The organism is Aquimarina discodermiae, from assembly GCF_040786235.1.
GTDB lineage: Bacteria > Bacteroidota > Bacteroidia > Flavobacteriales > Flavobacteriaceae > Aquimarina.
Genome location: NZ_JBFMKP010000036.1, coordinates 502 through 15,606, shown reverse-complemented (window position 1 = coordinate 15,606; position 15,105 = coordinate 502). Strand labels below are relative to the sequence as shown.

The following is a 15,105-nucleotide window of genomic DNA, read 5'->3' as shown; positions in this document are numbered from 1 at the left end:
TCATTTACAAATTATGAATGACAAATTATAAAGTTATAATGATATCATCATTTCTAAAACGTTAAAAATAGCTTTAAAAGTGTTAAAAAGAAAATACTAATGTAACACAGTTTTAAAGATGACGTCTTATAAATAGAAAAAGATATAATTTTTCATAGATTTAGTTAGTTACTTGAGTAATAATCAAATTTTTCAAAATTGATGGTTAGTGTTATTATTTGATTATTACAAAAAACCGCCTTTGTACACAAAGGCGGTTTTTGATTTTACTTTTATGTCCTTATTTCAAAAGGCTTTAAAAAAATAGCGGTACTTAACTAATAAATCTATTAAGTTCTATATAAAAGTGATCCAGTTGAAAAGGCTTCGATATAACCCCATTCATTCCAGAGGCACTAATTTTTTCTCTGTTTTCACTAAGGTCAACAGCAGTTAGAGCAATGATAGGTGTCTCGGTATTAAAATCTCGTATTTTTTTTGTCGTCTCATACCCATTCATTTTGGGCATATGAATATCCATAAGTATAATATCAAAATTCTGATTTTCAACCAACTCAATTGCATCAAATCCATTATCAATAACAACCACATCTGCATTTTTAGTTTCTAAGATGCGCCTTGTTATCATTTGATTAATTGCATTATCATCTACTACCAATACCGTTTTATCTTTAAGGTTAATGAGGTCCTCATCAATTATTTGAGCTTGTGTAATTTCTGGCTCACACTCGAACTTAATAACAAAAGAAAAACTTGCACCTTCATTTGGATTACTATCAACCATAATTTCGCTTCCCATAGCGTTTAGCAAACGTTTTACAATTGCTAATCCCAGTCCGGCACCTTCATAATTGCGGTTAAGCTGAATTGATTCCTGGTAAAAATCTTCAAAAATTCTACTTTGCATTTGCTTAGAAATACCAATACCGTCGTCTTTAATATTAATCTTAAGAGTAACTTCATTTTCTCGATTTTGTTCAACACCAACACGGTTTACAGTTAGCCATATATTTCCGTTTTCAGTAAATTTTAAAGCATTTCCTAAAAGGTTTATTATGACCTGAGATAACTTTATAGAATCGCCTTTTAACTTTTTGGGAATATCATTGTCAACACTTATATGAATGCGATTGTTATTTTCTTTTTTCAAATAACTCAACGCATTTTTTAAATTATTAATGATTTCTTCAATATTAAATTCTATAACATTTAGCTCTATTTTATTGGCATCATACCTGTTAATTTGAAGAATATTATTAATCAAAGAGAGTAAATGTTCACCAGATGACTTTAATGCATTTAGGTAATGGACTTGGTTCTTTTTAGGGTTTTCATCAATCAATATATCGGTTATGCCGGTAACAGCATAAAGAGGGGTACGCAACTCATGACTGATTGTAGAAAAGAAATTAGTTTTTAATTGAGCGGCATATTCTGTCTTTTCTTTGGCATCTAGTAGCTCCTTATTTTTTACTTTTAGGCTATTGTTTAAATTTAAACGGTTTTTATTAGACTTATATAATAATACTACCACACTAATGGTTATAAAAAACAAGGCTAGTAACGCTAATGCAAAATATTTTATTTTTTGTAAAGATTCTTCCTGACTTTTATTTAATGCTCTGGTTAGCACCAAACTACTTTCTTTTTCAAACAAATCTCGTTCTAATTGATTTTGCTCTTTAATTAAGCTTTGTTGATTTTCAAAGTTCTTTTCTAGAAACTTTATCTGATCGGTCATCGCTTTTTTCGCATTCTCTGGTTGATTAAGTTCATCAAACAAAATAGCTTTATCTTTTTCTATCAAAATCAGTTTTGAGTATGAATCATGCGCTAAAGCAATTTCTTTTGCTTTCGCAAAATTCTGGATGGCTTTTTCTGGCTCTCCAAACTTTGAATAAATATTACCTAAATATCTATAAGTACTTATAATAATATCTGGTTGCTGTATGGTATCTGGTTCATACAGTTTTATCGTCTCTAATAAATAGAAATATGCATTCTCATAATCTCCTAAATTATACTTAATTTCTGCAATATTAGAAGTTGGCCATATTGCTTTAAAAGAATCATTAAGCTCTAATGCAAGGTTTCGAGCTTGTTTCAAATTCTTCTCTGCATTTACATAATCTTTTTTATCATTGTATAAATTACCAACATTATTATAGTGGTAAATTAGATAAGATTTATAGTTTGCCTTTATCAATGCTTTCTTAGACAATGCATAATACTTACTCGCATTGTCAAAATCTCCCATACTTCTAAACAAACTTCCTAGACAATTATAAACATCTCCTACTATAGAATCATTGCGATGTCTTTTTCCGTATTCTAAAGCAAAACTAAGTTGCTCATGAGCCTTACTATATTCACCATCACTAATAATTTTAAAGGATTCTACAATTATATTATTTACACTATCCTTACTTATTTCATAGGATTGAGCAACACTTGATATATATCCAATAAAGTATATTAAAACAACTACTATTCTTTTTCTTCTCATAGCCAATTTTTAACCAACTTTTAGTATAATACTTGATACAATACCATTGTTCAAACAAGTACTAATTACTATTTTATAAAGCTGGCTTTAAACACGATAAAATGTTTTAATCTTCTCCCTTTTTGTATTAAGATGGTCTATGTTATTTTTAAAAATAGTGAATTAACTTCTATTTTCAACACGATTCTCTAAGGAAAAGTAAATTTAAAAAGTATCTCAACAAAAAATATCCTCAATTATCAGCTTCTTTTTAAAATCATCCAAAAAAAATACTTTTTTTTGATCTTTTTAAGAACTACTAAACAAAGTTTAGTATATATTTAAGCCGAAATATATTTGGATAGTTCCTTTGTGTAGTTTAATGTACAACTATTAACATAAATTTACATACATTATTTGATTTCATTATTGATTTTTCTTAATTAAATGTTAAAAGTGCTATAGTTTGTAACATTATAAACGACTACTCGTCATATTTCCTAACATGCCTAATCAACATGTTTAACATTTTTAATGTACTGCCTTTGTAGTACACATCAAACATCAATCAAATAAACGATCAAATGAGGACTATCTTATGTAGAGTTATGTTATCCTTATTATTATTTAGGTGCTCTTTTATTTTTGCACAACCTAGTAGTAATATTGTCGTCGGTAGCATACAAGGAAAAATTATCGACAAAAACTTAGAAGAACCCATCCCCTATGCAACCATTTCAATTCATGATGGTGCTGATAAAATTGTGAGTGGGGGCATTAGTACCGAAAAAGGAGATTTTATTATCTCTGATGTTCCTAAAGGAAGCTATACTTTACAAATACAATTTATAGGATACAAAACTTATTCGCAACCTATAGAAATTTCAAGAAAGACAAAAGATATCAATATCGGTATTATTTCATTAGAAGAAACGGCAGAAGCCCTTGATGATGTAACTGTTATTGCCGAACGTACAACGATAGAGCAAAAAATCGATCGTAAAGTTATTAATGTTGGTAAAGATTTAACAACCACAGGAGGTAGTGCTTCAGAAATAATGAACAATATCCCATCTGTAAATGTGGATCAGGATGGTAATATTGCCTTAAGAGGTAATCAAAATGTACGCATTCTTATTGATGGCAAACCAACCAATATCGATGCTACTCAATTGCTCAAGCAAATTCCTTCAACTTCCATAAAAAAAATTGAATTAATCACGAATCCTTCGGCCAAGTATAATCCAGAAGGGATGAGCGGTATCATTAATATTATTCTTCACAAGAATAGTAATATTGGTTTTAATGGAAATATTAACTTAGGACTTAATTTTGATAAAAACGCAAGATTTAATAGTTCTATAGATCTTAATTACCGAGCCGGAAAAATCAATTTTTATGGTAATTATGGTACTAATATTAATAAAAGATTAAATGGAGGTTATGTACAAAGAGATGATGAAAATTCCAGACAGAATTTTAGTTTTTTAGACAATAACAAGTCACATCTTTTTAAAGTAGGTCTTGATTATTATATAGATGATAAAAACACTATTTCTGTATATACTAATCAAAACTTATTTGACGGTATTACCAATGGAACTACAGATATCATTTTCCTTAACAACTCTCAGGATAATCTAACCCAAAACCTAATAAGTGATGGTGACAATATAGGTAATACATACAATTTTGATTTTAAACACGATTTCAAAAAAGAGGGACATAATATAGAATTAGAAGTAGATTATAACATTTTTGAAAGTGATAGTAATGACGATTTTTCATTTATAAACGGAACTTTATCAAACTATACTGACCTTATCAACAATGAACGTAAAAATACTACTATCAACCTAGATTATGTCAACCCATTATCAGAAAAAACCAAATTAGAACTTGGATATGAAACACGTTTAAGAAGAACAGATAATGATTACCAATCTACTTTATTCTCTAACTCTGTTTATAGTTATGACAGGAATATTCATTCATTCTATGGTACCTATGGTCAAAATTTTGAAAAGTGGTCGTATCAATTGGGCGCACGTTTCGAAAACTATGAAGTGGAAGCCATTTTTAATGGAAAAAAAGTATTCGAAGATGATATTTTTACAATATACCCCTCTGGTTATTTAACCTATAACCCTAGTGAAAAGAATAGTTATCAGCTTAGTTATAGTAGAAGAATAGATCGGCCTGGATTAGGACAGGTAAACCCTATTAGAGAATGGAGTACCCCTAGAATTATTTCTATTGGTAACCCAAGTTTAGATCCTCAATTTACCAGTTCTATTGAAGCAAATTATACTCGTAAATTAAAAAAAGGGTCTATAACAGGTGGTGTTTTCTATAGAATTATTACTGATGAGATAAGTCGAGTACTTCTCGAAAATCCAGATGTAGAAGAAGGGCAAATATTAACTTTTGATAATTTTAAAAATAACTCCGCTTACGGAATCGAATTATCCAGCAATTATAAAGTTGCTAAATGGTGGAGTATAAATGCAAGTTTTGATCTTTATGGTCAAACTCAAAAAGGTGTTGTAGAAAATATTAATAAAGAAGTAGATGCTGTTGTCTATAATTTTAGAATTAACAACAGTCTAAAAGCTACTAAAAACCTAACTTTTCAGGTATTCGGATTTTATAGAGGGCAGCAAGATGGGATACAGTTTAATATTAAGCCTTTTTATTTTGTTAATACTGGGGCACGTTACAACTTCATGAAAGGAAAAGGAACTGCTAGTATTAATTTTAATGATATTTTTAACACCATGCGATTTAGATTTTCGGGGGATACACCTTTTGTACAACATGGTCAGTTTCAAGGAGAAACACAAACTATGTTCTTAGGTTTGTCGTATCGATTTGGAAGTGGAAAAAATAGAAAGATATCTAGAAAACGTAGAGATAAAAATGAAAAGTCTGGAGGAGGATTATTATAAAAACAGTACTAACAACAAAAGTATTTTTATGACAAAAAAGTATGAAAAATTAATTTGGAATCCCGTTAAAGTTAAAAAATTGTGAAAAACAATAAAATTCTGTAACACTTCACAATTTGAATCGTTTATTGTTATAGTTATGGTTGTGATTTATTTGAATTAGCCTTTAAAAAAATTGATGACCGAATTATGCAATACAAAACGCGAAGCTTCTGCTTCGCGTTTTACTTTTTATATACCAACGATAAATGTATTTGCTTTTTTATACTACCACTTAATAATTGCACTCCCCCAAGTAAATCCACTCCCAAAAGCCGCCAAAACGACAAGATCACCTTCCTTGATATTTCCTTGTTCCCATGCTTCTGTAAGTGCTATTGGGATCGAAGCTGCTGTAGTATTTCCATATTTCTGGATATTATTAAACACCTGATCATCTGATAGCTTAAACTTTTTCTGAATAAACTGTGATATTCTTAAGTTTGCCTGATGAGGTATCAACATGTCAATATCCTGAGCTGTCAAATTATTAGCCTGTAATCCTTCATTGATAACCTCAGAGAATCTCACTACTGCATTTTTAAAAACAAACTGCCCATTCATGTATGGATAATAAGGAATATTTTCTTGTGGATTTTCTTCTATAATTTCTGGGACCCAATGCCCTGTACTAGGTCCTTCTAGTGACAGTTCTCTTGCGTGGGCTCCTTCGCTATGTAAATGTGTTGATAAAATTCCAGATCCTTCTTTTTCACTTCTTGTTAATACTGCTGCGCCCGCTCCATCACCAAAAATAACAGAAACCCCTCTTCCGCGAGTTGTCATATCAAGTCCACCACTATGGTTTTCGCTTCCAATTACCAGAATATTTTTATACATACCTGTTTTGATAAACTGATCTGCAACAGATATAGCATATACAAACCCACTACATTGATTACGAACATCTAAAGCTGGTACTGTTTTCATCTGTAATATTTCTTGCACTTGAACTCCCCCACCAGGAAAATACATGTCTGGGCTAAGTGTTGCAAAAATTATAAGTTCTATATCATCGGTGGCTAAGGAAGCTCTTTCTATTGCTATTTTGGCCGCTTTCGCTCCCATAACAGAAGTACTGTTTCCATCTCCCTTTTTAATATGACGTCGCTGTTTTATTCCTGTTCGTTCTTGAATCCATTCATCATTAGTATCCATTACTTTAGAAAGGTCATCATTCGTTACAATATTTTCAGGAACATAATATCCTAATCCTGATATTTTTGAAGTATACATATGGTTAATTATTGTGTATTTTTTTGTAATAAAAATTTCCTACAATATATATATTCTACACTGTTTGAAAAAAGAAAGTTGTATTATATTCTATGCACACATAACAACCAGTTAGTCTGATAATTATAAAAAAATCAAAAAGATACTGCCTATAAACTCCAAAATATTGTGTAAGAATATCTCATTACTTTACTGATTAACTATAAAATTGACTTTTTTACTAATCAATAATGCCAGTTTGGCAGATTATAGTTATTGGTATTTTTTTTGAATAAAGATGCTATCATAAACATGACAATAAAATAATTTAATAAAATAGTATCCAAATGGCAACAGGAAATATCAATGTATCTGTAGAAAACATTTTTCCGTTAATTAAAAAATTCTTGTATTCTGATCATGAGATCTTTCTAAGAGAATTAATCTCTAACGCAACAGATGCAACCTTAAAACTAAAACATTTAACAAGTATTGGCGAAACCAATGTTACATATGGTAACCCAACTATTGAAGTAAAAATAGATAAAGAGAAAAAGCAATTACATATTATCGACCAAGGTTTAGGAATGACCGCCGAAGAGGTTGAGAAATATATTAATCAAGTTGCTTTTTCTGGTGCAGAAGAATTTCTTGAAAAATATAAGGATAGCGCTAAAGATTCTGGTATTATCGGGCATTTTGGATTAGGTTTTTACTCTGCATTTATGGTAGCAGATAAAGTAGAAATAATTACAAAATCATATAAAGATGAACCTGCTGCACATTGGGTTTGCGATGGGTCTCCTACCTATACGCTCGAAGCGCATGACAAAACAGAGAGAGGAACAGAAATCATTTTACATATTGGCGATGATGATGCAGAATTTTTGGAAGAAAACAGGATTAGTGAGCTTTTAGTAAAATATAATAAGTTTATGCCTGTTTCGATTAAATTCGGAACAAAGACAGAAACTTTACCAAAACCAGAAGGAGCTAAGGAAGAAGATCCTGCACCAACGCAAGAAGTAGATAATATTATCAATAACCCTACTCCTGCCTGGACAAAACAACCAACCGATCTAAAAGATGAAGATTATAAAGGTTTCTACAGGGAGTTATATCCAATGCAATTTGAAGAACCTCTTTTCAACATTCATCTTAATGTAGATTATCCTTTTAATCTTACCGGGATATTGTATTTTCCTAAATTAGGTCAGGATATGAATATCCAAAAAGACAAAATACAATTATATCAAAATCAAGTATTTGTAACTGATAATGTCGAAGGTATCGTACCCGAATTTTTAACCATGTTACGTGGTGTTATAGATTCTCCTGATATCCCACTAAATGTTTCTCGTTCTTATTTACAAGCCGATGGCGCTGTTAAAAAAATCTCTAGTTATATTACTAGAAAGGTAGCTGACAAACTAAATTCTATATTCAAAAATGACCGAGAGGATTTTGAAAAGAAATGGAACGATATTAAAGTAGTTATTGAGTATGGAATGTTATCTGAAGATAAATTCTACGAAAAAGCTGACAAATTCACATTGTACCCAACTGTAGATGACACTTATTTTACGTTTGAAGAATTACAAGAAAAAATTAAAGATTCTCAAACTGATAAGGATGGTAAATTAATCGTTCTTTATGCTTCTAATAAAGATGAGCAACATTCATATATTACCACTGCAAAAGATAAAGGATACGAAGTATTACTATTAGATTCTCCTATTGTTTCGCATTTAATCCAAAAACTAGAAACTACTAAAGAAAATATATCTTTTGTACGTGTAGATGGCGATCATATTGACAATCTAATCAAAAAGGACGAAGAAACAATCTCTAAACTTTCTGATGAGGAAAAAGAAACTCTAAAAACCGATCTAGAGAAAGTGATCCCAACTGATAAGTATACGGTTCAATTAGAAGCTATGGATAGTGGGGCATCTCCTTTTATTATTACACAACCCGAGTTTATGCGAAGAATGAAAGAAATGCAACAAACCGGTGGAGGCGGAATGAATATGTTTGGTAATATGCCAGAGATGTACAATCTTATTGTTAACACCAATCATGAACTGATTGGAGAAATCTTTAATTCTAAAACAGATAAGAAAAAAGAACGTTTGATTAAGCAATCTTTGGATTTAGCCAGACTTTCTCAAAACTTATTGAAAGGAGAAGAGTTAACATCCTTTATTAAACGTAGCTACGAAATGATCAAGTAAATCAGATCAATAAAACAACTATTTAAAAGCCGCTTCATTAGTATATGAAGCGGCTTTTGTTTTATGATTTTTGCTGACTACCACCCGAATAACAATAAGTTATTTTTTAAAGTTAAAACCTGGAAAAAACAATAGAATACCTAGTATAAACCAATCATACTCCTAACTGACATTGTAAAAACATATTAAATATGAATACAATCTGATTAAGTTACCATCCTTAAAAATTGAATTTAATCAGATTTTTTTGTATCTTTAAGAGACCGCAAAACATATTCTTATGACTCCTCTTTTTAAAAAATTACAACTTCCCCCTTCATTAGATGAAATTCTGATTCTTAATGAACCCGAAGGTTTTTGCAAAGAATTAGATTGTTTAAAAGATGTGCAGATTAAAGAATCATTAATTCAGGTATCTGAAGTTGATTTTGCCCTTGTTTTTGTTACGGAAAAGAAACAAATAGAAAATCGAATTGAAACGGTATATCCCAAACTTGTTGGTGATGCAGTATTATGGTTTGCATTTCCTAAAAAGAGCTCTAAAAAATACACTACGGTAATTACCCGAGATCATGGCTGGGGTGTTCTGGGAGATTATAATTTAGAGCCCGTCACTCAAGTATCTATTGATGAAGATTGGACCGCACTGCGATTTAGAAAAGTTAGTTTTATAAGGAAAATGACCCGAAGTAAAAGTTTTGCTTTAAGCAAGGAAGGGAAAGAAAAAACTACCGGTATATAACATCTTTTTACAACAATTTTCACGCTATAATATTGGTATAAATTAGATGTATCTGCGTTCAATTGTGTGTATGCTTTACAATACAAAAGACAAATTACTTTTTTTAATTAATATCTAATACAAAATTAAAGCTATAATAAAAAAGCCGTACGATCTTGATTGTACGGCTTTTTTATTATGATCACTTTCAAACAACCTATTTATTTGTCCAAAAATATGACTAAAGTTTATTTAACAATAATAAATTCACTTCGTCTGTTTAGCTGATGTTGTTCTTTAGTACAGTGAGATTCATTACCACAATCATTAACGTGTTCTGTTTCTCCATAACCTTTTCCTGTTAATCGGTCTTTAGATATTCCTTTATCCACCATATATTTTACAGTAGCTTTTGCTCTCTTTTCTGACAACCACATATTATATGCATCATCACCATGGCTATCTGTATGCGATTTTACTTCAATTTTCATGTCGGTATATTCATTTAGCACTTCAATAACTCTCGCTAACTCAACCTTTGCATCTGAACGAATGTAAGCACCTCCAAAATCAAAATAAATAGGTTTAAGTGATAGAATTTTGGCTAAATCGTCTCCAATATTGGCTGTCTTTATTTTCTTTTCCATTGCCAAAAGGGTATCCAACGTTTGCGTTTCATCAGAAGTATTCACTAATTTTTCTAAAGTTACGTACTCATCTTTTTCTGCTCTCACAAAATAACTTGATTCGCATTTAACTAATTGTGTATAGGTAGCGTCATCTCCTACAACATAGCTTTGTATAAGTTCATTATTACTATCGAAAATAGAGACTTTGGCTCCAGGCAATAACTCATTAGTATCTTTATCTGTTACTAATCCAGCAATTGTAGCTTCACAGAAGCTTTTTAAATCCTCTATTTGAACAAAACCATAGATATCATCGCTTCCTTTTCCTCCATCTCGATTCGAAGAAAAATACCCTCTTTTAGAATCATTAATCACAAATGCAAAATCATCTTTAGGGCCATTAATTGGTTTTCCAACATTTATCACTAGTTTTTCATCCTTCGTTTGTGGGCTTAAGCTAGTAACAAACACATCTAATCCACCTAAACCTAGATGTCCTTCTGATGAAAAATACAATTCGTTATTTTCTCCTATAAAAGGAAATGTTTCTTTTCCTTCTGTGTTTATTCGTTCTCCAAGGTTTTTTGGTTCTCCAAAACTACCATCATCATTAATTGCAACCGAATATATATCTGAGGCACCTTTTCCTCCAGGCATATCAGAAGAGAAATACAATGTTTTTTCATCTTTACTTAACGCAGGGTGCGCTATTGAATATTCATCACTATTAAATGCCAAATTTTGTGGTGTGGTCCACCCTCCTTGTGCATTCTTATAGGAGCGATATATTTTCAGTTTATTAGTCCCTTTTTGATCTCGTTTTAACTTTCTATTTTCATAGTTGTTTCTTGTAAAGTAAACAGTTCTTTGATCCTTAGTAAAAACTGGAGTTGATTCGTGAAATTTAGAATTAATCTTTTTATCAAACCTCGTAACTGTTGATAAACTTTTATCTGAATCGTTATACTTCGCTTCAAAAAGATTTAGAAACGCTGCATCATTCCACTGGTGTACATTTTTTCTGGTGATTAATGTATCTCTTGATGAAGTAAAAACAATATTCTCTCCATAAAAAGCCGCTCCAAAATCTGCAAACAATGTATTAACACTAGCATTTTTTATTTCGAATCTTCCTGATTGAAAATCTATACGCTTTAAGTAATCAGAAGTATTTTGAAATAGTTTTGCTCTTTGATCATCTCCATTAACTTCTGCAAATTTTTGCATGTAACTATTGGCCTCATCGTACTTTTCTATAGCTTTTAAAGTCTGTGCATATCTGAAATAGTACTCTGGCAAAACCTCGCTTGGATAAGAATCTACTAATTCTTTATACCATTTTAAAGCTTCTTTATACTGACTATTAAAATAATAGCTGTCACCTAAATTCATAAATAAATCTGCACTCTTATATCCTTTTTTAACAACTTTAAGATACGTTTTTTGTGCATCAATATATTGATATCTATCAAACTGACTTTTACCTCTTTGCAATTTCTTTTCCTGAGAAAAAAGTGTAGAACTAGTAATTAATACTATAACTATAGCCCATACTGTTTTTAGCAAATACCCCTTCATGTGTTTTTATTGTTTTTAAAAAATGAGTATAATTTAGAAGAAACGCGGTGTTAGCATTCTATTATATTTCTTGAATAACTCGAACCGAAGCATTACCTCATAACTTCCATCATTAAACTGAGTTTGTCCTAATTCTGTAGTCTCTCTATCGTAAGCGAAGCCAATCATCAAGGCATCAGACACCTGAAACCCTACCATTCCACTTACAGCTGCACTCCAACGATAAGCCGCACCAAGTGTTAAACGATCATATAGTAAAAAATTAGCAGATAAATCAACTTGTAAAGGAGCTCCAAAAACCAATTTACTTAGTACTGCTGGTTTAAATTTTACTTCTTCACTCAAATTAAATACGTATCCTCCTATTAAATAATAATTGATTCGTTCTTCTGCCAAAAAACTTATAGTGTTACCATCGGTATTTGTCGTAGAGCTTTCATCAAAATGATCTGTTTCTAACAAATTAGGAGCACTTAACCCCATATAAAAACGATCTGTATGATAATAGATACCTATACCTACATTTGGGCTAAACTTGTTATCTATCCCTCCATTACTAAAAACTACATCATTAGAAACAAACCTTGTTAATTCGTCAAAATTGACATTCAATAAATGACCTCCAGCTTTAAGTCCCAAACTTAATTTTCCGGTATCAGATGTAGGAATTGTATAAGAAAAGTCAATATCAAAATACGTTTCATCGGTTGGTCCAATTTGATCATTGACAATCGACAATCCCAAACCTAGTCTTTCACTTTCACCGATTGGAGTGTTTAGTGTTAAGGTTTGAGTACGTGGCGCGCCTTCGAGTCCTACCCATTGGCTACGATGTAATCCCATGATACTTAATACTCCTCTACTTCCTGCATAGGCAGGATTTACACTAACCGTGTTGTACATATATTGAGTATATTGTGCATCTTGTTGTGCATAATTCTGAGTGGTAATCAAACCAAAAACCGTTAACAAAAGTAGTATTAGTAGTCTATTCATAAGTCTTCTTTATTTGATTTAGGGAATAACAAATATATAGTATTCCAAATAAAACGCTATCTATTAATATATATATACCCAGCTTTAGATTTCTGTAACCCTATTTCATTTTCATATTCTAGTACATAGTAATAGGTTCCTACTGGCAATTTATCACTTTCTTTTATTGTTGAACGCCCATCACTAATTCCTCTAAACAACTTTGCTTCATCTTGCATGTATCCAGCTTGTTCAAAGATTTTCACACCCCATCTGTTAAAGATACTTAATGTATTTTTAGGAAACTTATCTAGCCCAACTATTAAAAACTCGTCATTGACGTTGTCTCCATTAGGGCTTATCCCAGTATATACTGCAATCTCATCATCCATATCAATCACCGTAATGGTAACATCCTCTGCATCCCCATCATCATCCAGATCCACATCGTCTGTATTTAAAGGATCATCAGAAATATCGACAACATCATCTCCTATTGGATCTAAGCCTATTGCCGTTGCTTGATTCGACACACTACCTAAAAGTACATCTTCTCTTGTTAGCACATAGGTTGCTGTAAAATTAGTAGCATTTATCTCTCCGATTTCAAGATCTATTGGATCTCCAGTAATTTGAATTCCTGGCAGTGGGTCTTCAATAATAATATCTGTAACATTTACATTACCTGTATTCTCTACTGTAAACGTATAATGAATCTCATCACCTACATTTGGCAATCCATCTTTATTCACATCAATATAAACTCCTGTTTTGGTCAATTCTAAGTTTCGACTTGTTTCTAAAAACGTAATTGTTGGGTCATTAGATGGGTCACCATCGGTTGTACCATCACCATTTGGTGTCTCTACGTTTTCATCTCCTGCATCAGAAACATCATTAACATCTCCTTTTATACCACTAGGGCTATCAGCTATAGTATTAGCACTATTCTCTACATAACCAAGATCAATATCATCTTGGGTAATAGTATGTTCTGCCGTAACAACAACACTATTTCCTTGTAATAAGATAGGGATATTACTAAGTCCGCCAGGGTACGTAATACTTCCTACATCTGCATTGTCATCTATTACTTCAATATTTTCTAAAACAGTATTCCCCGTATTTGTTATAACCATTTCATACTCGATAATTTCATTCAAAAAGTTTCCTTCTGCACTAACTGTCTTTACAAGTTGCATGGATGGGTTAGCTGGATCATTATCATCGATTGTTCCTATACCCTGAGCATCAGTTACTGTTAACGTGGTGTTCGTTGTATTGGTTTCGGCATCAGTGATATTCACCTCAAAAGTTTCTGTTGATTCATGAAATAAGTCTTCAACTGTGGCAACAGTAATACTTGCGCTACTATCTCCTGCCGGGATGATAACTGTTAAAGTTGGTTCTGTATAATCATCAGTCTCAACGGCAGTAGCATCATCAACAGTAAAAGTAACCGTGATCGCTTCACTACTTGGATTTGATAAACTTACTGTAAATACAGCATTGTCTCCCTCATCAACCGTAACATCATTGATACTAACAGTAGGCACTGGATCATCATCATCGATTGTTCCTATACCCTGAGCATTGGTAACTGTTAAGGTAGTGTTTGTTGTATTGGTTTCGGCATCAGTGATATTTACTTCAAAAGTCTCTTGTGGCTCATTGGTTGTATCTTCAACTGTGGCAACAGTAATACTTGCGCTACTATCTCCTGCCGGGATGATAACTGTTAAAGTTGGTTCTGTATAATCATCAGTCTCAACGGCAGTAGCATCATCAACAGTAAAAGTAACCGTGATCGCTTCACTACTTGGATTTGATAAACTTACTGTAAATACAGCATTGTCTCCTTCATCAACCGTAACATCATTGATACTAACAGTAGGCACTGGATCATCATCATTGATTGTTCCTATACCCTGAGCATCGGTTACTGTTAAGGTAGTGTTTGTTGTATTGGTTTCGGCATCAGTGATATTCACTTCAAAAGTCTCTTGTGGCTCATTGGTTGTATCTTCAACTGTGGCAACAGTAATACTTGCACTACTATCTCCTGCCGGGATGATAACTGTTAAAGTTGGTTCTGTATAATCATCAGTCTCAACGGCAGTAGCATCATCAACCGTAAAAGTAACCGTGATTGCTTCACTACTTGGATTTGATAAACTTACTGTAAATACAGCATTGTCTCCCTCATCAACCGTAACATCATTGATACTAACAGTAGGCACTGGATCATCATCATCGATTGTTCCTATACGACATAAATGTC

At 32.0% G+C, this 15,105-nt stretch carries 8 protein-coding genes; 3 read left to right on the top strand and 5 right to left on the bottom strand.

The genetic code is table 11. The annotated features are described in order from the left end of the window. Nucleotides 1–313: 313 nt before the first annotated feature. Nucleotides 314–2,506, bottom strand: a complete 2,193-nt coding sequence (locus ABW636_RS19530; RefSeq protein WP_367591764.1) for a tetratricopeptide repeat-containing hybrid sensor histidine kinase/response regulator — start codon at nucleotides 2,504–2,506, stop codon at nucleotides 314–316. 563 nt (nucleotides 2,507–3,069) lie between these two features. Here ABW636_RS19530 and ABW636_RS19525 point away from each other — a divergent pair. Further along, nucleotides 3,070–5,433, top strand: a complete 2,364-nt coding sequence (locus ABW636_RS19525; RefSeq protein WP_367591763.1) for a TonB-dependent receptor — start codon at nucleotides 3,070–3,072, stop codon at nucleotides 5,431–5,433. A gap of 267 nt (nucleotides 5,434–5,700) precedes the next feature. Here the strand turns inward: ABW636_RS19525 and ABW636_RS19520 are convergent, their stop codons facing one another. After that, on the bottom strand, nucleotides 5,701–6,708 hold the full coding sequence (locus tag ABW636_RS19520) for a 3-oxoacyl-ACP synthase III family protein (protein ID WP_367591762.1): 1,008 nt from the start codon (nucleotides 6,706–6,708) through the stop codon (nucleotides 5,701–5,703). 326 nt (nucleotides 6,709–7,034) lie between these two features. Here ABW636_RS19520 and htpG point away from each other — a divergent pair, with 326 nt between their 5' ends. Further along, nucleotides 7,035–8,921 carry a molecular chaperone HtpG gene (gene htpG / locus ABW636_RS19515; RefSeq protein ID WP_367591761.1) on the top strand — a complete coding sequence of 629 codons (1,887 nt, stop codon included), beginning with the start codon at nucleotides 7,035–7,037 and terminating at the stop codon, nucleotides 8,919–8,921. 280 nt (nucleotides 8,922–9,201) lie between these two features. Beyond that, the gene (locus tag ABW636_RS19510; protein ID WP_367591760.1) at nucleotides 9,202–9,663 is read left to right on the top strand and encodes a hypothetical protein; all 462 of its coding nucleotides are present in this window, start codon (nucleotides 9,202–9,204) and stop codon (nucleotides 9,661–9,663) included. 227 nt (nucleotides 9,664–9,890) lie between these two features. On the opposite strand, the gene ABW636_RS19505 is transcribed toward ABW636_RS19510, so the two are convergent. The 3 genes from ABW636_RS19505 to ABW636_RS19495 form a co-directional block, all read right to left on the bottom strand. Continuing rightward, nucleotides 9,891–11,849: an OmpA family protein gene (locus ABW636_RS19505; protein WP_367591759.1), complete on the bottom strand. Its 1,959-nt coding sequence runs from the start codon at nucleotides 11,847–11,849 to the stop codon at nucleotides 9,891–9,893. Between the two features lie 33 nt (nucleotides 11,850–11,882). After that, nucleotides 11,883–12,845 (bottom strand): PorP/SprF family type IX secretion system membrane protein, encoded by a 963-nt coding sequence (locus tag ABW636_RS19500; protein ID WP_367591758.1) that lies wholly within the window; start codon nucleotides 12,843–12,845, stop codon nucleotides 11,883–11,885. Nucleotides 12,846–12,901: 56 nt separating this feature from the next. Further along, the coding region (locus ABW636_RS19495; protein ID WP_367591756.1) for a T9SS type B sorting domain-containing protein at nucleotides 12,902–15,105 on the bottom strand (2,204 nt) is incomplete at its 5' end.

Coding starts and splice junctions, on each gene's coding strand:
- ABW636_RS19530 (WP_367591764.1), bottom strand. CDS start 2,506: ATGAGAAGAAAAAGAATAGTAGTTGTTTTAATATACTTTATTGGATAT.
- ABW636_RS19525 (WP_367591763.1), top strand. CDS start 3,070: ATGAGGACTATCTTATGTAGAGTTATGTTATCCTTATTATTATTTAGG.
- ABW636_RS19520 (WP_367591762.1), bottom strand. CDS start 6,708: ATGTATACTTCAAAAATATCAGGATTAGGATATTATGTTCCTGAAAAT.
- htpG (WP_367591761.1), top strand. CDS start 7,035: ATGGCAACAGGAAATATCAATGTATCTGTAGAAAACATTTTTCCGTTA.
- ABW636_RS19510 (WP_367591760.1), top strand. CDS start 9,202: ATGACTCCTCTTTTTAAAAAATTACAACTTCCCCCTTCATTAGATGAA.
- ABW636_RS19505 (WP_367591759.1), bottom strand. CDS start 11,849: ATGAAGGGGTATTTGCTAAAAACAGTATGGGCTATAGTTATAGTATTA.
- ABW636_RS19500 (WP_367591758.1), bottom strand. CDS start 12,845: ATGAATAGACTACTAATACTACTTTTGTTAACGGTTTTTGGTTTGATT.